The following is a 20,115-nucleotide window of genomic DNA, read 5'->3' as shown; positions in this document are numbered from 1 at the left end:
ACCACCACCCAGCACCAACCGACACAAAGACCAGATGGTAATGCAATGGGTGTGAGATTAAACCGGACAGCAGTGGCACAAGGCCGAGGATGACGCTAAACCGTTATGAACTCAGCATAGTGGCCAGAGATGCCCTATGCCGCAGTCCGCGCACTGGAAATCACGCCCACGAGATCGTTGACGATCCGCTCCACCTGCGCGCTGTCATCGCCTTCCGCCATGACGCGAATGAGCGGTTCCGTGCCGGAGGGGCGGATGACGAGGCGGCCATTATTGGCCAGAGCGCTTTCCGCATCGGCAATGGCCTGCTGCACCACTGGATTTTCCAACGGCTTGCCGCCGGATATGCGGACATTCTTCAACAGCTGCGGCACTGGCTCGAATTTGCGGCAGACTTCGCTCACCGTGCGGCCGGAACGCTTGACGCGGGCCAGCACCTGAAGCGCTGCCACCAGACCATCGCCCGTGGTGCCGTAATCGGACAGAACGATGTGACCGGACTGCTCACCACCGACGTTGAAATCATGGTTGCGCATGTGTTCGACAACGTAACGGTCACCAACCTTGGTGCGGGCCAGCGTCAGGCCCTTGTCATCAAGGAAGCGCTCAAGCCCGAGATTGGACATCACAGTCGCGACGATGCCGCCGCCCCGCAGAATCTTGTCGTCAGCCCAGCTGGCGGCAATGGTTGCCATCAGCTGATCGCCATCGACGATCTGGCCGCGCTCATCCACGATGATCACACGATCCGCATCGCCATCCAGCGCGATGCCGATATCGGCGCGCACTTCATGCACCTTCTTCTGAAGGGCTTCGGGATGGGTGGAACCGCATTCGAAGTTGATGTTGGTGCCGTTCGGCTCGTTGCCGATGGTCACGACCTCTGCGCCCAGTTCCCACAGTGCTGCCGGAGCAACCTTGTAAGCCGCGCCATTGGCGCAATCGATGGCGATCCTCAAACCGCTCAGCGTCACATCGCGCGGCAAAGTGCGCTTCACGAATTCGATGTAGCGATAGATATCGCCATCCACGCGCTTGGCGCGACCGATCTCATGCGGCTTGGCCAGCTGCGCATAGATGTCCTTGTCGAGCAGATCTTCGATCTCAAGCTCCAGCTCGTCGGAGAGCTTGTAACCATCCGGACCAAAAAGCTTGATGCCATTATCGGCAAAGGGGTTGTGCGAAGCGGAGATCATCACACCGATATCGGCGCGCAGCGAGCGTGTCAGCATGGCAACAGCTGGTGTGGGGATCGGCCCCAGCAGAAACACATCCAGCCCAGCGGCGGTAAAGCCGGCCACCAGCGCATTTTCCAGCATATAGCCGGAAAGACGCGTGTCCTTGCCGATGACGACACGGTGACGGTGATGGCCACGCCGGAAGATCGTACCAACCGCAATGCCCACACGCATCGCAAGGTCCGGCGTCATCGGGAAGACGTTGGATTGCCCGCGAATACCATCGGTTCCGAAATAGCGACGTGTCATGTGAACTCCAGATTTGTCCCGTGCGTAGCCTGCACCAACAGGATGCGCCACAGCCCTTTCAGGCTAGATGCCATAAAAGCCAGCATACAGCACGTAAATTACCGCAAAAACCCAATATATGTCGTTACCAGGCAAAGGTTCTCAACAGGAAACTAAGACGTCATGAGCGTCGGCGTTTGTGGCTTACCCCCCTCTGCCCTGCCGGGCATCTCCCCCTCAGGTGGGGAGATCGACTCGCGGAGAGCTATCAGCAAACTATGTCGTTGAGATTGAAACGACGTCGGCGCGTCTGGCCGATCTCCCTCCTTGAGGGGGAGATGCCCGGCAGGGCAGAGGGGGGTAAGCCACACCCACCAACACCCAAACACACCTCACCAAAACAAAAAGGCCGCTCCTCTCGGAACGGCCCTATCTCATCGTCTTCCACAAAAGCTTAGTGCGGCTGCGGCTCCATGCCACCTTCGGCTTCACCGTCGCCCTTGGCTTCGTTCGGGCCGTCTTTCTTCGTGCCAGCCTTCGGCACTGCAGAACCACGGCTGTTCGGCGAGTCGTCGCCCAGATCACGGGCAGGCTTTTCGCCGCGGATCAGCGCCTTGATCTCTTCGCCGGTCAGCGTTTCGTATTCCAGAAGACCTTCCGCAATGGCAACGAAGCCATCGTGGTTTTCGGTCAGAATACGGCGTGCTTCCGTATAGGCCTCATCGATCAAACGGCGAACTTCCGTGTCGATGGTCTGCGCGGTTGCTTCCGAAACGTTCTTGGACTGGGAAACCGAGTGACCGAGGAAGACTTCCTGCTGGTTTTCACCATAGGAAACCTGACCGAGCGCATCGGAGAAGCCCCACTGTGTCACCATGGCACGGGCAAGCTTGGTGGCCTGCTCGATATCGGATGACGCACCGGAGGTAATGTTTTCCTTGCCGAAGGTCAGTTCTTCCGCAACACGGCCACCCATCATGATGATGAGGCGCGAAACCATCCACTTGTAGCTCATGGAATAGCGGTCGCCTTCCGGCAACTGCATGACCATGCCAAGTGCGCGGCCACGCGGAATGATAGTGGCCTTGTGCAACGGGTCAGCCACGGCAACCTTCAGTGCCGTAATGGCGTGACCGGCTTCGTGGTAAGCCGTCAGCTTCTTTTCGGCTTCGGTCATGGCAGAGGAGCGGCGCTCCGCACCCATCATGATCTTGTCCTTGGCGTCTTCGAATTCCGCCATGGTGACGACACGCTTGTTACGGCGCGCGGCCATGAGGGCTGCTTCGTTGACAAGGTTCATCAGGTCGGCGCCGGAAAAACCGGGTGTGCCGCGGGCCAGAACCTTGAGATCGACATTCGGTGCCAGAGGCACGTTGCGAGCATGAACCTTCAGAATGCGCTCACGACCGACGATATCCGGGTTCGGAACCACGACCTGACGGTCGAAACGGCCTGGACGCAGCAGTGCGGGGTCAAGAACGTCAGGACGGTTAGTCGCCGCAATAAGGATAATGCCCTCATTGGCTTCGAAGCCGTCCATCTCGACCAGCAACTGGTTCAGCGTCTGCTCGCGCTCATCGTTACCGCCGCCAAGACCGGCGCCACGATGGCGGCCGACGGCGTCGATTTCGTCGATGAAGATAATGCAGGGTGCGTTCTTCTTGGCCTGTTCGAACATGTCACGCACGCGGCTTGCGCCAACGCCGACGAACATTTCCACGAAGTCGGAACCGGAAATGGTGAAGAACGGAACGTTTGCTTCACCGGCAACGGAACGCGCCAGAAGCGTCTTACCCGTACCGGGAGGGCCGACGAGCAGCACGCCGCGCGGAATTTTACCGCCCAGACGCTGGAACTTCTGCGGGTCACGCAGGAATTCCACGATTTCTTCCAGGTCCTGCTTGGCTTCATCGACACCGGCAACATCGTCAAAGGTCACGCGGCCATGCGCTTCGGTCAGAAGCTTGGCCTTGGACTTGCCAAAGCCCATCGCGCCACGGGATCCGCCCTGCATCTGCCGCATGAAGAACAGCCAGACGCCGAGTATGAGGAACATGGGCAGCAAGGTGCCGAGGTAGCTGAGGAAGCCAGAGGAACCATCGCTTTCCGGACGCGCAACGATGCTGACATTCTTGCTCTGAAGGCGCTCCATCAGGGCATCGTCAATCACAGGCGAATAGGTCTGGAAGGCGGTGCTGTTTTCCGTATAGGTGCCGAGAACCCGGTTGCCGGTGACGGTTACGTCACGCACTCGCCCGGCATCGACATCGCGTATGAACTGCGAATAGGGAATCTCACGCGAAGCCGATTGTGACGGCGATGTCTGGAACATGCTGAACAATGCGATCAGCAACAGAGCGATCACTGCCCACAAGGCGAAATTTCTAAAATTTGGGTTCATCGAACTCCCCGAACTCCAACGGGCAAATGCGCGCCCGCCATTATGTAGCCCCTAACATAAGGAGGACAGTTGCCGTTGCCAAGGCAGGCGGGAAGATCAGTTGCGATTTGAGGTAAAAACTCTGAGAAAAATCGATTTGAAAAAGCCGATCCACTTAAACCATGGGCTGAGTATAGGCAGGACGAACGAAAAGCCGCGCAATGCTGTTGGCCAATGCAAGATCGAAACGCGGAAGAAAGAGATCGTAAGGGGCAAGCAAAGGCCGGATTTCGACGTTTTTCAGCGTGGATAACATTTGCGTGCGTCCCTCACCGCTTGTGCCGGGCATGGCCTGCACCGCGCGCTTGACAACACCTTGAGGAACAGAGGCCGGGAAACTGCCGAGCATTTCCGCCCGCAGTTCAGAGCCCATGGCATGCACGAGCAGATCGTTATCGGACGCATTGGTGATCTCGAATCGCTCGTCCCAGATCGCCGTCTTGCCAGCCCGTATCGTCACCGAAGCAATGTTGCGGTTCTCACGCATGAGATAGAGGCCGTCCTTGCGGCGGTCGAACACCACCCGGCCTGCCGTTATCCTTCCCGGCTCAGCCTGCGCGACGAAGGCCATGACCTTGTCCATGCTATCAGCCGCCATGGCAAAGCGCCGTCCACCGATGACGGAGGCCAGCACCGAAAGCGCGTGGCGCAGAACGATCGCCTCTTCGGACAAACCCTCAACGCGGATCTTGATCAGACAATCAAGAAAGGATTCGACATGGTTTTCAATGAATTGCGCAGCGCGTGCCGAAAGCTCGAAACGGTTGATTGAACGATCATTCAAAATCTCAGACGCCTCGGGCAGAGCTTGGCGCGTCCGCACGCGCTCATATTTGGCATCGTCATTACTCGGATCATCGTACCAGGACACCCCCTCCCCGATGAGGAAATCGCGGATGTCCTGCCGGGTCGAATACAGAAACGGTCGCATGATCCAGTGGCGGCCATTGTAGAGAACTGCATCCGCCATGCCCGCAAGGCCGAGATTGTCTGGCCGCTGGCTGCGGGCACCGCGCATGGCGATGGTTTCCTGCTGGTCGCCAAGCGTATGGCCGACGACGATCATGTCCGCGCCGATCTCTTCCGCAACTGCGCCGATCAGGGCGTAGCGCGCAAGCCGTGCCGCAGCCGAAATTCCGGTCGGGGGTTTTTCCGCATCCCAACGGCGGCACTGGTGGGGAATGTCGAGTTTCGCGCAAAGGGCTGCGACACCGCGCGCCTCTTCTGCGGATTCCGGACGTAACGCGTGGTCGATGGTGACGGCTTGAAGGGAGATGCCGTCTCTGCCCGCATCGCGCAGAACCGTGCGAAGGGCAAACAGCAATCCGGTGGAATCGCTGCCGCCTGAAATGGCGACGAGAATACAGGCGGGCTTAGAAATTTTGTCGATGAACTGCCGCGCAGCCTCAAAGGGCGCAAGCGACTTCATGGGGGCCGGCGTCACGGAAGACGATAGGGTCTCGGCCACGAATGCCACTTACTGGCAGCTCAAACGCTTCTGCTCGCTGGTCACTTTGCCCAGAACGGTCTTGGATGCGGTTGGGTAGCGCTTCGGCACTTCGCGAAGGGTCGCGCAGGCGGTTTCCTTGTTGTCGAGGGCGGCCAGAGACATGCCGAGCTTCAGCAGCATTTCCGGTGCCTTGGGGGACTTGCTATAGGTCTGGTGCGCGTTCAGAAAGGTCTTTGCCGCATCCGTGAACTTGCCCTGGCTATATTGCGCTTCGCCCAGCCAGAAATTCGCATCCGCTGCCTTCGCACCCTTTGGGTAGCCCAGAATATACTGCTCGAAACCTTTTTCCGCAGCCTTGTAGTCGCCAGACAGAACATGGCTGTAGGCGGCCTGATAGATGTCGTTTTCGCTGGTCAAGGCCGCCGTATTGACGGGATCTGGGCTCGATGTGCGGCCCGTTTGCACGCCCGGCAAGGCGCCAGCGGAATTGTTGACGTTGGGGTTCAGCGTACCGCCCACCGGCAGACCACGCGAATCGAGTTCGATGGAGCCGAGCGTGGATTCACCCGGTGCCGCATTGCTGCGCGGTGCCGTCGCCATCTGGCCAGCACCCGGTGCTGCACCACCCATTGAAGCGCCGCCCTGGGACGGCGTTTCAATGATGGTTGCGACGTCATCCTGCCCACCCGTTGCCGAAGGAATGTCGGCCTCGGCCTTCTTCTTCGGTGCGGCTGGTGCGGAAGCCTTTCCGCCTTCAAGCTCCTGGAAACGGAATTCGTTGTCTTCCTGAGCCTTGCGGATGGTTTCCTGCATTTGCAGCAGCTGGAAACTCATTTCCTCGATGCGGCCATTGAGCTGACGGATCTGCTCTTCGAGTTGCTGCACGCGATAGGTTTCATTCGCCTGCACGTTGATCACCGGTGGCTGATGTGCGTTGCCTGTGCTCGAGCCCCCCCAACCGAACAACGGTCCTGAAACGGCGGTGCCGCTCAAGCCGGTGCAGGCTGCAAGCCCCAGCATCCCCGCCACGACAAGTTTCTTCATGTTGCGTCCTGTCTGGTTGATTTGCGCCCCAACGACGCAAAACCGGATTTTTTCCATCTGGCGTGAAAAAGCAACTTAACTTCGGCCAAACTATGGAAAAAAAGAAAGGCGGCCCGAGGACCGCCTTACAATTCTGATCACGTCGTTGCGAGGCAATTACATGCCTGCGCCACCCAGAACGGTTACGGCGCGACGGTTCTGCGACCAGCAGGAAATGTCGTCGCAAACGGCGACCGGACGTTCCTTACCGTAGGAAATGGTCTTCATGCGGTTTGCAGGAACACCCTGCGAAGCGAGGAATTCCTTGGTGGCGGCTGCACGACGTGCACCCAGCGCAAGGTTGTATTCGCGCGTACCGCGTTCGTCGGCATGACCTTCAACGGTGATGGCGTAGTTTGGATAACGGGCCAGCCACTGTGCCTGACGCTGCAATGTCTGCTGGGCGTCTGCGCGGATGGACGTGCTATCGGTATCGAAGAAGATACGGTCGCCGACATTGACAGTGAAGTCCTGTGCAGAACCCGGTGTCGCAGAACCGGCACCGCCGTTAAGGCCGAGTTCGCCAGCGCTGTTCGGCATGTTCTTCTTGTTGGCGCAACCAGCCAGCGCAAGCGCGAGCGTCAGAGCCAGAACAGCAGGGTTACGGGCGATTTTCTGCATTGGGCTGAGTGCCGAGGTGTGTGTACGGCTCATCGCCGGTCTCTCCTTAGAATTTCAGTAACGTTGCCAGACAATAACCGATTGCAGTTAATTGCCCCCAAACAATTATGGTTAACAGAAAGGAAATGTCCCGCCTTTTTTGCTCCCTCACAACATTTGCAGCAAGAAAGCAGGGCAATTCCCGATGGCATGCGTAGAAAATATGGCGGCGCAACTGCACCGCCATAATGGTTTGATCAATCCAGAAGCGGCGACCATGCCGGGTCGGATGCGAATGTCGGTGTCTTGATCAGCTGTTCGTTATAGCCGGTCAGATCGATAGAATAGAGCTGCGGGCCACCGGCACCGGCTGCCTGACGGAAGAACATCAGCACGCGGCCATTCGGCGCCCATGTCGGTCCTTCATTGTGGAAGCCCGAGGTCAGAATACGCTCGCCCGAACCATCCGGCTTCATCACGCCGATGGAGAACTTGCCGCCGGACTGCTTGGTGAAGGCAATCAGATCGCCACGCGGAGACCAGACCGGCGTAGAATAGGAACCATCACCGAAGGAAATACGCGTCTGGCCGGAGCCGTCGGCATTCATCACGTAAATCTGCTGACGACCGCCACGGTCACTTTCGAAAGCGATGCGCTGACCATCCGGCGCATAGGACGGTGCGGTATCGATGGCACCGGTATTCGTCAGACGCGTCGTGGTGCGCGAACGCAGGTCCATCGTGTAGATATTCGCGTTACCTTCCTGTTGAAGGCTCATGATGACCTTCTGGCCATCGGGCGAGAAGCGCGGCGAGAACGTCATGCCGGGGAAGTTGCCGACCACTTCACGCTGTCCGGTTTCCAGCTGCAACAGGTAAACGCGCGGCTGCTGACCTTCGAACGACATGTAGGTCACTTCCTGACGGCTTGGCGAAAAGCGCGGTGTCAGAACGAGATCCTTGGTGTTGGTCAGGTTGCGAACGTTGAAGCCGTCCTGGTCCATGATCGACAAAGCGCGCTTGCGGTCTGTCTTTGGGCCGCTTTCGGAAACGAAGACGACGCGGGTATCGAAGTAGCCCTTCTCACCGGTCACGCGTTCATAGATCGCGTCGGCGATGATATGGGCCACACGACGCCAGTTTTCCGGCTGGGTAAAGAACTGCTGGCCGCTCATCTGCTGACCGGCAAATGTGTCCCAAAGGCGGAACTCCGCGCGCAGACGACCGTCGGCTTCCTTCGTCACACGACCGGTGACCAGTGCCTGCGCATTGATGACCTTCCAGTCTTCGAAACGCGGCTGCTGATCCGGGTTGCTGATCTTTTCGATGAAGGCGTTCTTGTTGATCGGCGCAAACAGGCCGGAGCGCTGAAGATCGGCGGCGATAACCTGCGAGACCTGCGCACCGATGCCGTCAGTCGACATGAAGTCGGTGATGGCGATGGGCAGCGGCTGGACGTTACCCCTGTTGATGTTGATCTGAACTTCAGCATTGGCCGGTGTAACCGCGACAAACGAGAACAGCATGCCAGAGGCAACCACCATCGCGCGCAGGAGAGAGAACTTGATCATTGAGACAAGCCTTTCAGCTTCATACAAAAATTGGACATCGATTTGGGTGTGGGTGTTGTCATCGGTCCCAAAACTGTCGGTTTAAATCGCAAACTCGGACGGGTCGAAGTTCAGGACCATCGTGTTCCATCCCTTTTCGCCTTCGTATTTTTCGGGCGGCAGGTTTTTCAGCGGCTGAGACCTGAAGATCGCGCGGCGCGCGCTGCCTTCAACGGCACGCCGTGTTCCTTCCGGACCACCTGTCGCGGTTACCTCTGGCTGGCCGACGATATTGCCGTTCTGGTCGAGCGACACGCGAACGACGACACGCACCTCGGCAACGCCAGTCAAGCCGGAAGCCATGGCCCAGTTGCCTTCGATCTGGCCTCTGACATTGTCGATTTCACTGGCGCTCAGCCCCGTACCAATCGTCTTCTTGCCGCCCAGCGATGCCGTTTCGGTAGAGCGCTTAGCGCCACCACCGGATGGAGCCTGCTTGTTCAAGAGCTTCGAGATATCGTCGGCATTGAATTCGCTGGCCTGGGATGCGGCGGATTTCGCCGTTTCCTGCTTGCGGTCCGCTGGCTTCTTGTCGGACGGTTTCTCGGTCGACTTGGCCTGATCCGGCTTCTTCTCGGCGGGCTTTTCGGCAGGCTTCTGTTCTGCCTGCTTGGGCGGCTCAGGCTTAGGTGGCTCCGGCTTGGGCTCAGGCGGCTGCGGACGCGAATTCGGGCGCGGCACATTCGGCGGCACGGGAATTTCTGCCGGTTCCTGATTTTGAGGCGGCGGCTCCTGCGCCTGTTGCTGCGCTGGCGGCTGTGTCGGCGTTGGCGGTGTCGCTATTTCCGGCTTCGGAATAGGAAGCGACGCCGTTTCCATCGGCTTCGGCGCAGATGTCTCTTCCTTGACGATGTCTTTCACATCGTTCGGCTTGGTATCGACAACGGGTGCCGGCTTTTCCTGCTTGGGCGGGGCAGCGGCGCTCTCATTGTTGTTCGGCTTGGTGGTCGGCGTCGGTGGCGCTTCCAGATCAGCCGTGTTGTTGCCGGTATTCTGGGCATTGGCGACAATGTCGGGACGGGTCGTGGGCACAGGCGCGGACTTTTCAGCCTTGGGCGCGTTCTTGTCGCCCTGCTGGATCTGCGTCATCTCTTCCACGGATACGAGATCAACAGGCATCGACTCGGCCTGAGACACCTCGAGCGGCGCTGGCGAGCCCAGAGACACAAGGGCAAAGGCCAGAAGCGAGGCGTGCACAATCGCAGATGTGGTGACGCTGCCCTTCATGCTTAGATCAATTGTCCTGTTTCTGTTGTGTTACGAGGCCGATATTCTTGAAGCCCGCGGCCTGAATACGCGCCATCACATCGGCCACGATGCCGTAAGCGGCAACCGAGTCCGCGCGCACGAAAATGCGCTCATTATAGCCGGTGCTCGAAATCGCCTGCAGCTTGTCGGCTACTTCAGCGGCCTGGATCGGCGTTTCCTGCAAATGGATCACGCCATCCGCATTGACCGAAATGGTGATCGGCTGCGTATCGGAATTCAGCGCATTGGCGGATGTCTGTGGCAGATCGACCGGCACGCCAACCGTCATCATCGGTGCAGCCACCATGAAGATGATGAGCAGCACGAGCATGACGTCCACGAGTGGCGTCACGTTGATTTCGCTGATCGCGCCACCTCTGCGGCGTCCCCGGCCCCGGCGTCCACCGGAACCACCGCCGCCGCCACCTGCTGACATTCCCATAGTCTTTACTCCACTCGCTTCAGTGCGCGCTTACTGCGCGGCCTGACGTGTCTGCAGCTTCTCATCGATCTGACGCGACAGGATGGCGGAGAATTCGTCCGCAAAACCTTCCATGCGCGAAGAGAGCTTGCCCGCATCGGCTGTGAATTTGTTGTAGGCGATAACCGCCGGGATAGCGGCGACCAGACCAATGGCTGTCGCCAGAAGCGCTTCGGCGATACCCGGTGCCACGACCGCAAGGTTGGTGGACTTGGAACCGGCAATCGCCTGGAACGAGGTCATGATACCGATAACCGTACCGAACAGGCCGATGAACGGACCAGCCGAACCGATGGTCGCCAGCGAACCGAGACGTGCTTCGAAGCCTTCGCCCTCACGCGCCATGGTTACGTCCATTGCACGGTCGATACGCATCTGAAGGCCGATGGGCGAACGGGCACCGCGCTCGAAGGACTTCTTCCACTCGCGCATGGCGGCCACGAAAATCGCCGCAAGGCCGGTATTCTGGCGCTCGGCCAGCGTCCGGTACAGCTCTTCAAGCGACTGACCCGACCAGAACACCTGTTCGAACTGGTCGAACTGGCGTCTTGCCTTGCCGAAGGCGACGTATTTGTCGATGACGATGGCCCACGTCCAAACCGAGGCGGCAATAAGACCGATCATAACCAGCTTGACGATGAGGCCAGCCTGCATGAACAGAGCCCAGAGACTTACGTCGTGCGTTGCCGCTGCCAAACCTGCCTGTTCCATAAATATCCAATCCCCGAATCCAAACGCCCGGTGCATGACCGGGCGATTTAAACGCGCATCAACGCTTGAAGTCCTGCGACAACCGCCGAAAACCCCTTGAGCCATGCCCCGATATTGCCATTACGCCTTACTTGCCGGTAAATTTGGTAAAAGGAAGGCGTGCGGCTTACAAATACCGGATGGTTAAGTAAGACTACATTATGGTTAAGGGAGTGTTACGAAATGGACACTTTAAATAGGAAGCCCGGATTTCCCGTTTCTTACTTTAAAAATTTTTCGGCAATGGTATCGGGCAAACGGCGCGGTCTTCCCTTGGCGTTGATCACGGCAATAATCACTTTCGCGGCAACCAGGAGTGTATCGCCCCGCCGGATTTCCTGATTGAGGACCATCTTCGCGCCCCCCGCTTTTTCGGTCAGCGTGGTAATGGTCAAAACATCGTCCATGCGAGCCGGCGACTTGAAATCTATCTCCATACGATGAACTACGAAGACCAGGCCTTCCTCATCGGCGGTCAGCAACGCACTCTGCTCACAGCCGAGGCAGCGCAGATAATCGGTGCGACCACGCTCGAGGAAATGCAGATAGCGGGCATGATACACGAGGCCGGAAAAATCGGTGTCTTCGTAATAGACGCGCTGCGTGAGGCGATGGCCGTGTTCGATGAGTTCGCCGGAGAGCGATACGGTGAGGTCAGTCATTCCGTGGTGACCCTTCGCGCACGATCAAGTGCTCGTGTCGTTGCGGCAGCGCGTTGATCCGTTCGGCGATAAATGCAGGCCTCAAATCATGCTCCATTAACGCAGAGACGGTTGCGGGCAGCCATCTGAATTCGACATCAACGCCATCCACGATGCGATGGACGATTTCGGTTTCATGAAAGGGAAAAGCCTGTTCGAGATGGATCAGGTAATAGAAGGCCAGCTCATGCGCCTGGTAATCGCCGTAGCTGAAAAAGTTCTCAGCTGACCATAGTAGACGCTCAATACGCGCCTTCACATGCAGTTCTTCCTCGATCTCTCGCAAAAGCGTTTCTTCCGAGCTTTCCCCGATCTCGGCACGACCGCCGGGCAGCGCCCAATAGCGGTCAGTCGTCCCCCGGTTTACCAACAGATGACCGTCATGAAACACAAGACCGGCAACGCGAAAGCTGAAGAGTTGCGGCTTGTGATCAAGCCTGATCATGTGGCGTGTAGAAGCTGCGGAGGTCATTTGTCGTCCAGATTGCCATCATCCCAGACGATATGCTGGGTCGAAACAGGAAGGTTTTCGATGTCACCAGCGATGAAATAGGGCGGGATATCAAGCGCTGTCAAGGATTCGGCTGTTGCCTTGGCCCAGCGAAACTCCAGCGGGTGTTTCCCGTCCTGCATGCGGTGAACGATGTCTTCTTCGTGGAAGGGGAACGTCTCCGGCAATTCCATCAGGTAATAAAAACCAAGCTCGTGCCAGTCCTTGCCCTCATAGTGAAAGAAGTTCTCCACCACCCACAGCAGCCGACCGACCTTGGCCTCGACGCCTAGCTCTTCCACCATTTCCCGCGCCAGCGTCTCCTGCGACTGCTCGCCCATTTCGGCACGACCGCCGGGAAAACTCCAGAACTTTTCATGCGTTGCCCGGTGCACCAGCACATGGCCATCGCGAAAGGCGATGCCTGCCACGCGCATCTGGAAAATGCGCTTGGGTTTGAATTTCATGCGGATGCGGGTGTCTTCAGTCAAAAAATATATCCTTCTAACTCCACCCAGCGTTGGGATGGAAATACAAATATGTTAGTACGATGATAAAAATACAGAGTGAGGACGAGATGGACGCTACATATAATCTTAATGGCGGTTTTAAACCAACAGCTAAAAGATCGGCGGACATCGATGGGCCTGATTTCTTTCCGACGCCTGCGTGGGCAACCCAAGCTCTGGTCGATGTAGAGGAGTTCAAAGGAGAGATATGGGAATGTGCTTGTGGCAACGGAGCGATGTCGGAAGTTTTAAGAAGAACTGGATGTGATGTCTACAGTTCGGATTTATACGATCGCGGATACGGCGACACTGGTATCGATTTTTTGACAGCAAAGAGGCAGTCGAACAACATCATCACTAACCCTCCGTATAACAGTGCTGAAGGATTTGTTAAGGCTGGCTTAGAAAAGGCTGGAGAAAAGGTGGCCCTGCTATTGCGCCTTGCTTTTTTAGAAGGCGCGGGCCGCAACACCTCTATATTTAGTAAAACGCCTCCCTCAAGAGTATGGGTGTTCAGTGAACGTATCACATTTTACCCTTTAGACGCGGAAATAAGAGGATCTGGCACGACAGCATATGCATGGTTCATTTGGGATAAAGCCCAAACGACCGCGCCTGAATTAAAATGGTTACCCCTTGGATACAAAAAAAAATTTAAATAAGTTTTTTTGCTTTCAAAACAGACAAGCCTAAGTTTGTAATTTTAATACCATCAAGAGTTCGCTCAGCAAGCCCTTTTTTAAATATACTGGTAGAGCTATTCTTGTGGGATATTACATTTCCCACTATCTGTTCCCATTTATGCTCGTTGGAACGGGTAGTTGACGGAATTAAATCCTCAGGAGACATCGGTCGATATTTTGGAAATTTTTCTTTGATTTCTGCGGTACTGACTTCTCCGTTTGGAGATAACGCCGCAATTCTAAGGGCGACAAGACGAGCTTCTGGTTCTCTCAACTTGGGCATAGCATAACCTTCACATCTAGCCGAATCTAACAGCTTTTATGTTTAGTCACGCAACTAAAGATTTCAAGTGCATTCTCAAAATACTGCATATTAAGGTAGCACTAGTTCACTATCCGAATAACCTACGCCAATTTTAGGATCGTTATTCGGAATACCCTGCCAAGCTATAAACTCATTGGCTCATTTTAGAAGAAATTCAAAATCAATCCACCTTTTCCAGTTCTGAATGGCTTTTCAGAACACGCCCGCCATCTTCCTGCTCGATCAGATAGGCCGGTTCTTCTGCGCTCGCCTTGCGTTTGATGACGGAGCCTTCGATCTTTCGCTCGACATCCTCGGTGAAGGTCTCGGCGATCTTGCCCTCGCCTTTGCCCGTTCCCCATTTCCACTGAACCTTGGCACCCTTGCGGAATTTGGTCATGTGACGCTCCTTAAAAAACGGCAAATGACCTCGCGCCACCAATGGTTCCTCAAGCCTCTCCCAGTTCGATTACCACCACCTCCGGCGGCGACATGAAGCGGACGGGGGCGATGGAACAGCCAAGCCCGCCGGACACCACCAGATGCCGGTTATCCTCGACCACATGGCCGTAAGCGAAGCGCTCCCCAAACCGCGAAGGCACCGCAGGTCGCCAGCCGAACAGATTGACCTGCCCGCCATGTGTGTGGCCCGAAAGCGTCAAGGACACACGGTCGGGAACGGAGACAAAGATATCCGGCTCATGCGCCAGCAGAATAACCGGCGCGTCGTCCGTCACCTGCGCCAGCGTTCCCGGCAAATCATCCAGCCCACTCCTTCGGCGCCCCTGAAGATAGGCCCATTGGTCTTCCAGACCGGCAATCCAGAACGGCTGCTCAGGCGATCCGCTTCGCACCGCATCGTTGGAATGCACATTAATGCCAACAGCGCGCAAGGCCCGGTGCGCCACCGTTTCCTTCAGCCGCAAACGCTGCGCCTCCGGGTCCTGCCACCAGTCGTGATTGCCGCAAATGGCGTGCACCCCATAGGGTGCTTTCAGGCCGGAGAGTGCCTTTGCCCAGTCTTCCGGCGGCACAACGCCGGTGACCAGCTTCATGCCGGACATGTAGTCGCCCAGGAGCAGCATGATATCGCCGCCCAGCGTATTGGCGTAGTCGCAGACTTTGGCGATCCGCTCTGCAGGCATCCATGGCTCGCAGGCGTGGAAATCCGCAAGCGCCACGATGCGCAACGTTTGCCCCTTCGGCCAGCCGGGCGGATTGATACGGTAGCGTGTGGTGGAAAGCCGGGCCAGAGGCTCGATGCCGCCGGCATAGGCACCCAACGAGACCAACCCCGCCGCCATTGTGGCAGCGGTCTTGAGCAAAGCGCGACGGGTAATCACGATCAATCGTCCTCGAGTGTCAGGCGAAACTGCGCCGCCTCGATGTCTTTAGGCGGCTGCATGCCCAGATGTTTCCACGCCGTTGCGGTCAAAATACGTCCGCGCGGCGTGCGCTGGATAAAGCCCTGCTGGATCATATAGGGCTCGATAATATCCTCGATGGCATCGCGTGGTTCGGACAATCCAGCCGCAATGGTTTCGATCCCCACCGGCCCACCACTGAAATTGACGGCAATCATCGTCAGATAGCGCATGTCCAGCTGGTCGAGGCCCATATTGTCCACCAGCAGCCGCGTCAGCGCCTCATCGGCAATCTGACGCGTCACCGATTCCGCCCGCGCCACCTCGGCAAAATCGCGCACGCGGCGCAACAGCCGCCCGGCGATGCGCGGCGTTCCACGCGAACGGCGAGCGATTTCGCGCGCGCCCTCGTCCGTCATCGGCAAGCCCATGATGCGTGCGCCACGCCGCACGATCAGTTCAAGCTCTTCGACGGTATAGAAAGACAGGCGGACAGGAATGCCAAAGCGATCCCGCAGCGGGTTGGTCAAAAGCCCAAGCCGCGTGGTGGCGGCAACCAGCGTGAATTTCGACAGATCGATCTTCACCGACCGCGCCGCAGGCCCTTCACCGATGATCAGATCCAGCTGAAAATCCTCCATCGCCGGATAGAGAATTTCTTCCACAGCCGGGCTCAGACGGTGGATTTCATCGATGAACAGAACGTCGCGTTCTTCTAGATTGGTCAAAAGCGCCGCCAGATCGCCTGCCTTGGCAATGACGGGCCCTGATGTGGACTTGAAGTTGACGCCCAACTCCTTGGCCATGATCTGCGCCAGCGTCGTCTTGCCGAGACCCGGAGGGCCAACGAACAGCACATGGTCCAGCGCCTCACCCCGGTTCTTCGCCGCCTCGATAAAAATCTTGAGATTGGCCCGCGCTTCCGCCTGACCGGTAAAATCATCCAGCGTCTGCGGACGCAGCGTGGTATCGATATCCTCGCCGCGCTTTTCCGAAGAAATCAGCCGTGCCGCCTCGCTCATGTCAGAAGTTCCATTCCGGGTATTTTACGCGCCGCTTTCTGGTCGAATGTGTAGGTCACTGTGCAGCCTTCGCTCGCGGACCGACACGCGATCAACGCATCGGTAAAGTCCGCGTTGTTCTTCTCGACCAAGCGCAATGCCTTGACCACAAGGTCGTGACCTTCGACAAAAAGCCCCCGGGTGTGCAACAGCTTTTGTACGGCGATCATAACCTGCTTTCGATCGTATCCATATTGGGATCGCAGCGCCCAATCGAGCTCTATAAGCGTCATGAGGGTGACAAAGACAGTGTGGCTTTTCCCTATTTCGGCACCAAAACGCAATGCTGCCTGATGCTGCTTCGGGTCATCCCCTACGAAAAGTCTCAGTACCACATTCGTATCAAGACCAAACATATTCATGCGGCAGCTTCCGAGCTCTCTTCGTCGGTGTCGATAACATTGCCGCCGGCAGCTTTCAGGACAGACTCATCGATCTCTTCCAATGTCGCGCGTCCTCTTGGCGGCTTACCCAGCAGACCTGCCAGATCGTTGAAATCGACATTTTTGGGTGTCAACACCACTTCGCCGTCAATGATCGAGTAGACAATCTGGTCCCCGGGGCGAAGATTCAAAGCCTCACGCATCTCTTTCGGAAGAGTCACCTGCCCTTTAGACGAAAGTGTCAATTCCCATCCCAAATCGAAAGCCCTCCGAGAAAATCATAATCGTAGGAAAATTTATCATTTCTCCAACGGAATATCAATCTGGCATCACCGCGAAAGCTCCTTCAACCCCAGCCGGATCAGCTTGGCGCTATCTCCACCCTCGCCGCCATTCTTCAGCGCCGCAGCAACCGCATTGGCGGCCTGGTCGCGGGAATAGCCGAGATTGGTGAGAGCCGAGACGGCATCGGCAACGGGCGCAGAGGCCACCCCTTCACCCAGTTCCTGCTTGAGACCGATCGAGGCAGAGGCCTCGCCCGCAAAGGCCGGGGCCTTGTTGCGCAACTCGGTGACGATACGCACCGCGACCTTCGGACCCACGCCCGGCGCACGCGAAACGACCACCTTGTCCTGAAGCGCGATGGCATTGGCGAGTTCAGATGGCGTCAGCGTTGAAAGCACCGCCAGCGCAACCTTGGAACCCACGCCCTGCACGCTCTGCAGCAGGTTGAACCATTCGCGCTCCAGCGCGCTCATGAAGCCGAAGAGTTTCAGCTGGTCTTCGCGCACATAGGTCTCGATGAAAAGGACGATGGCTTCGCCCGGCGAGCCAAGCCGCGAAAGCGTGCGGGCCGAGCAATGGGCCACGTAACAGACGCCATGCACATCGACGAGAACATAGTCGTCGCCAATTTCATCGATGGTGCCTTTGAGTTTTCCGATCATGGTAACGCCTGTGAAATGAGGAAATCAGCTTGCCGCCAGCACGCGGCGCATGCGCTCGCCTGCCCGGTTGTGCGCGTGGCAAATGGCGATGGCAAGCGCATCGGCAGCGTCATTGCCCTTGAACTCGGCCTTGGGCATCAGAATTTTGAGCATCATGTGAATTTGCTGCTTTTCACCGTGGCCCACGCCGATCACCGCTTTCTTGACGGCATTGGGCGCATATTCCGCCACGGGCAGGCCAGCACGGGCCGGAACCAGCATGGCAATGCCGCGCGCCTGACCCAGCTTCAGCGTGGCCACCGCATCCTTATTGACAAAGGTCTGCTCTACCGCCGCCTCATGCGGTTGATGGGAATGTACGATATCCGACAGGCCATCATGCAACTGGCAAAGGCGCGAGGCCAGATCCATATCGCCGTCCGACGTCACCGTGCCGGAGGCCACGAAACGCAGGCTGTTGCCGAGGGTTTCGATGATACCCCAGCCCATTCGCCGTAGCCCGGGATCAATCCCGATAATTCGAATCGCATTTTGCATATGTCACCCTACCGTTCAGTGGCAAAACCTGCCAGCGATAAGTGAACAAAACGACAACATCCGTCATTTGCGCACAGCTTCTACGCCTGAACGCGGCTCTCACTCCCAAACGTCGCAAAGTTGGACCAGTTTTTTTGATGCATCGATCAATTCGGCGCGACTGCTCTGGCAAATTCCGCACTGCAACTTACATCGGGTAAAATCTGAAAAATCCCAACAGGAGCGTCCGATGATCCCTTTTTCCATTCTCGATCTGTCGCCCATTGGTGAAGGCGAGAACGTGAGCAAGGCGCTGGAGAATTCGCGCCGCATGGCCATCAAGGCTGAAGAGCAGGGCTATGAACGCATTTGGCTTGCCGAACATCACGGCATGCCGGGCATTGCCAGCGCCGCAACCTCACTCGTCATCGCCCATGTCGGCGCGGCAACCACACGCATCCGCGTCGGTTCCGGCGGCATCATGCTGCCAAACCACTCGCCTCTCGTGATTGCCGAACAGTTCGGCACGCTGGCAGCACTCCTGCCAGGTCGCGTCGATCTCGGTCTTGGCCGCGCGCCGGGAACGGATATGCGCACCGCCCGCGCTCTGCGCCGCAATCTGGATGCGGGCGCTGAAAACTTCCCGCATGATATTGTCGAATTGCAGCGCTATCTCGGCGCGCCGGAACCGGATCAAGCTATTCTGTCAGTGCCCGGCATGCACTCCAATGTGCCGATCTGGCTTCTGGGCTCCAGCATCTACAGCGCCCATCTGGCCGCAGCACTTGGCCTGCCCTACTCCTTCGCCTCGCATTTCGCGCCAGATATGCTGATGGACGCCATCGCTATCTACCGCGAACGCTTCCAGCCATCGGCTACATTGCAAAAGCCCTATGTCATGGTTGGCGTTATGGGTGTAGGTGCAGATACGGATGAAGAAGCACAACACCTCTTCACCTCCGCCCAGCAGCAATTCGTCAATCTGCGAAAGAACGTCCGCACCCAGTTCCCACGTCCCGTCGAAACCATGGACGATTACTGGAGCGACATGGAACGCATCACGGTCGAACACACGCTCAGATATGCGGTGGTCGGCTCGCATGCCACAGTCGAACATAAACTGGGCGAGTTCCTGTCGGAAACCGGCGCGGATGAGCTGATCGTCTCCATGCCCGTTCACGACATTCAGAAACGACTTCGTTCCGTCGAGGTTTTCGCCGAAGTCAGAAGCGGCCTGAAACTAGCCGCCTGATCGAGCCTGACCGAGAGCGACCCCGCGCTCAAGCGGGATCGCCGACGACGTCAGTGAGATCGATCATGTGGCGGTCTGGCTTTTTCGGGTCGATCAGGACCCGCAATTTTCGCCCCTCCAACTGTGCGGTGGGATCAACCCATATCGCGCCGCTCTCATAGCGTCGTATACGCCCGGTTTGAGGGTCGGTCCCCTGCGCCACCACCCGGAATGGATTTGCTCCGTTGACCGAGACCTTCTCATCTTGAAAAACGTGCAGAAACTCCGCTTCGACAGGTCGACCAAAGCGCAACAGCCATGTCTCGCGCCGCTTCTTCAAAACCAGGAAAAGAAAGATGCCGGTACCCACAAGGGTTAGCAGGACACCCAGGATCGTGAATATGCCGATAAGAAAATACCGTCCCATGAGGTCGTTGACCAAGGCATTCGATGGCGATTGCGGATCGTAGAGAACCTCCACCACATCACCCTGTGAAAAACGCGGCGGGGATGAGTTGATCCTGTCCGCCATTTCCTGCTGTTGTCCTTGAGCATCGGTAAAACGGACAATGGCCGTATAGCTGCTTTCCTGTGTCCTGCGAACGACCTCCGAGACGACGCCCTGCGCCGTCAGCGCGCGTTGGGCGAACTGGCTATCCTGATAAAAAAAGAACGCGCCCAACCCAGCAAATGCAAGGCCGAACACGACAAACGCCCAAGCAATAAGTTTAACAGTTGCCTTCATACGCAAAACCCTCTCCGGTTGATGAGATCGAGATAGTGCGACTAAAAATTAAA

At 57.3% G+C, this 20,115-nt stretch carries 23 protein-coding genes; 2 read left to right on the top strand and 21 right to left on the bottom strand.

Going from position 1 to position 20,115, the window contains the following annotated elements:
- Positions 1–134: 134 nt before the first annotated feature.
- From glmM to ABUK73_RS22095, 12 genes are all read right to left on the bottom strand, one after another.
- Positions 135–1,487, bottom strand: coding sequence for a phosphoglucosamine mutase (gene glmM, locus ABUK73_RS22150; RefSeq protein WP_113088943.1), 1,353 nt, complete (start codon positions 1,485–1,487; stop codon positions 135–137).
- A 433-nt stretch (positions 1,488–1,920) separates the two neighbouring features.
- On the bottom strand, positions 1,921–3,867 hold the full coding sequence (gene ftsH / locus ABUK73_RS22145; protein ID WP_113088920.1) for an ATP-dependent zinc metalloprotease FtsH: 1,947 nt from the start codon (positions 3,865–3,867) through the stop codon (positions 1,921–1,923).
- A 154-nt stretch (positions 3,868–4,021) separates the two neighbouring features.
- Entirely contained in the window at positions 4,022–5,374 is a 1,353-nt protein-coding gene (gene tilS / locus ABUK73_RS22140) for a tRNA lysidine(34) synthetase TilS (protein ID WP_353579140.1), read from the bottom strand.
- Between the two features lie 9 nt (positions 5,375–5,383).
- Entirely contained in the window at positions 5,384–6,400 is a 1,017-nt protein-coding gene (gene ybgF / locus ABUK73_RS22135; protein WP_353579139.1) for a tol-pal system protein YbgF, read from the bottom strand.
- A gap of 156 nt (positions 6,401–6,556) precedes the next feature.
- Positions 6,557–7,093, bottom strand: coding sequence for a peptidoglycan-associated lipoprotein Pal (gene pal / locus ABUK73_RS22130; RefSeq protein WP_113088921.1), 537 nt, complete (start codon positions 7,091–7,093; stop codon positions 6,557–6,559).
- 203 nt (positions 7,094–7,296) lie between these two features.
- A complete protein-coding gene (gene tolB / locus ABUK73_RS22125; protein ID WP_113088922.1) occupies positions 7,297–8,610 on the bottom strand; it encodes a Tol-Pal system beta propeller repeat protein TolB in 1,314 nt (437 codons plus the stop codon).
- Positions 8,611–8,691: 81 nt separating this feature from the next.
- A complete protein-coding gene (locus tag ABUK73_RS22120; RefSeq protein WP_353579138.1) occupies positions 8,692–9,876 on the bottom strand; it encodes a hypothetical protein in 1,185 nt (394 codons plus the stop codon).
- A 7-nt stretch (positions 9,877–9,883) separates the two neighbouring features.
- Positions 9,884–10,339 (bottom strand): protein TolR, encoded by a 456-nt coding sequence (gene tolR / locus ABUK73_RS22115; RefSeq protein ID WP_113088924.1) that lies wholly within the window; start codon positions 10,337–10,339, stop codon positions 9,884–9,886.
- Between the two features lie 30 nt (positions 10,340–10,369).
- Positions 10,370–11,089, bottom strand: a complete 720-nt coding sequence (tolQ, locus tag ABUK73_RS22110) for a protein TolQ (protein WP_113088925.1) — start codon at positions 11,087–11,089, stop codon at positions 10,370–10,372.
- A gap of 260 nt (positions 11,090–11,349) precedes the next feature.
- Positions 11,350–11,790 (bottom strand): tol-pal system-associated acyl-CoA thioesterase, encoded by a 441-nt coding sequence (gene ybgC / locus ABUK73_RS22105; RefSeq protein ID WP_353579137.1) that lies wholly within the window; start codon positions 11,788–11,790, stop codon positions 11,350–11,352.
- The gene (locus tag ABUK73_RS22100; RefSeq protein WP_353579136.1) at positions 11,783–12,301 is read right to left on the bottom strand and encodes an NUDIX hydrolase; all 519 of its coding nucleotides are present in this window, start codon (positions 12,299–12,301) and stop codon (positions 11,783–11,785) included. The genes ybgC and ABUK73_RS22100 overlap by 8 nt, the downstream gene beginning before the upstream one ends.
- Positions 12,298–12,786, bottom strand: coding sequence for an NUDIX hydrolase (locus ABUK73_RS22095; RefSeq protein WP_353579144.1), 489 nt, complete (start codon positions 12,784–12,786; stop codon positions 12,298–12,300). Before ABUK73_RS22095 ends, ABUK73_RS22100 begins: the two co-directional genes overlap by 4 nt.
- A 110-nt stretch (positions 12,787–12,896) precedes the next feature.
- Between ABUK73_RS22095 and ABUK73_RS22090 the strand changes: the two genes are divergently transcribed.
- Positions 12,897–13,490, top strand: a complete 594-nt coding sequence (locus ABUK73_RS22090) for a hypothetical protein (protein WP_113088947.1) — start codon at positions 12,897–12,899, stop codon at positions 13,488–13,490.
- Here the strand turns inward: ABUK73_RS22090 and ABUK73_RS22085 are convergent.
- The 8 genes from ABUK73_RS22085 to ruvC form a co-directional block, all read right to left on the bottom strand.
- Complete coding sequence (locus ABUK73_RS22085) at positions 13,483–13,794, bottom strand: hypothetical protein (RefSeq protein WP_156462727.1); 312 nt, start codon at positions 13,792–13,794, stop codon at positions 13,483–13,485. The two genes, ABUK73_RS22090 and ABUK73_RS22085, sit on opposite strands and share 8 nt — an antisense overlap.
- A gap of 202 nt (positions 13,795–13,996) precedes the next feature.
- The gene (locus ABUK73_RS22080; RefSeq protein WP_353579135.1) at positions 13,997–14,215 is read right to left on the bottom strand and encodes a hypervirulence associated TUDOR domain-containing protein; all 219 of its coding nucleotides are present in this window, start codon (positions 14,213–14,215) and stop codon (positions 13,997–13,999) included.
- Between the two features lie 49 nt (positions 14,216–14,264).
- The gene (locus tag ABUK73_RS22075; RefSeq protein ID WP_454892407.1) at positions 14,265–15,158 is read right to left on the bottom strand and encodes a metallophosphoesterase; all 894 of its coding nucleotides are present in this window, start codon (positions 15,156–15,158) and stop codon (positions 14,265–14,267) included.
- 2 nt (positions 15,159–15,160) lie between these two features.
- Entirely contained in the window at positions 15,161–16,201 is a 1,041-nt protein-coding gene (gene ruvB, locus ABUK73_RS22070; RefSeq protein WP_113088928.1) for a Holliday junction branch migration DNA helicase RuvB, read from the bottom strand.
- Positions 16,198–16,602, bottom strand: coding sequence for a PIN domain-containing protein (locus ABUK73_RS22065; protein WP_353579134.1), 405 nt, complete (start codon positions 16,600–16,602; stop codon positions 16,198–16,200). Before ABUK73_RS22065 ends, ruvB begins: the two co-directional genes overlap by 4 nt.
- Positions 16,599–16,868: an AbrB/MazE/SpoVT family DNA-binding domain-containing protein gene (locus ABUK73_RS22060; protein ID WP_353579133.1), complete on the bottom strand. Its 270-nt coding sequence runs from the start codon at positions 16,866–16,868 to the stop codon at positions 16,599–16,601. The genes ABUK73_RS22065 and ABUK73_RS22060 overlap by 4 nt, the downstream gene beginning before the upstream one ends.
- 84 nt (positions 16,869–16,952) lie before the next feature.
- On the bottom strand, positions 16,953–17,570 hold the full coding sequence (gene ruvA / locus ABUK73_RS22055) for a Holliday junction branch migration protein RuvA (RefSeq protein ID WP_353579132.1): 618 nt from the start codon (positions 17,568–17,570) through the stop codon (positions 16,953–16,955).
- A 24-nt stretch (positions 17,571–17,594) separates the two neighbouring features.
- Positions 17,595–18,107 (bottom strand): crossover junction endodeoxyribonuclease RuvC, encoded by a 513-nt coding sequence (ruvC, locus tag ABUK73_RS22050; RefSeq protein ID WP_113088932.1) that lies wholly within the window; start codon positions 18,105–18,107, stop codon positions 17,595–17,597.
- Between the two features lie 229 nt (positions 18,108–18,336).
- Between ruvC and ABUK73_RS22045 the strand changes: the two genes are divergently transcribed.
- On the top strand, positions 18,337–19,338 hold the full coding sequence (locus tag ABUK73_RS22045; RefSeq protein ID WP_353579131.1) for an LLM class flavin-dependent oxidoreductase: 1,002 nt from the start codon (positions 18,337–18,339) through the stop codon (positions 19,336–19,338).
- A gap of 28 nt (positions 19,339–19,366) precedes the next feature.
- Here ABUK73_RS22045 and ABUK73_RS22040 read toward each other — a convergent pair whose 3' ends face one another.
- Positions 19,367–20,062 (bottom strand): DUF3592 domain-containing protein, encoded by a 696-nt coding sequence (locus ABUK73_RS22040; RefSeq protein WP_353579142.1) that lies wholly within the window; start codon positions 20,060–20,062, stop codon positions 19,367–19,369.
- Positions 20,063–20,115 lie beyond the last annotated feature (53 nt).

Source organism: Agrobacterium vacciniicorymbosi, from assembly GCF_040427045.1.
Taxonomy (GTDB): domain Bacteria; phylum Pseudomonadota; class Alphaproteobacteria; order Rhizobiales; family Rhizobiaceae; genus Agrobacterium.
This window is presented reverse-complemented; position numbering and strand designations above follow the sequence as displayed.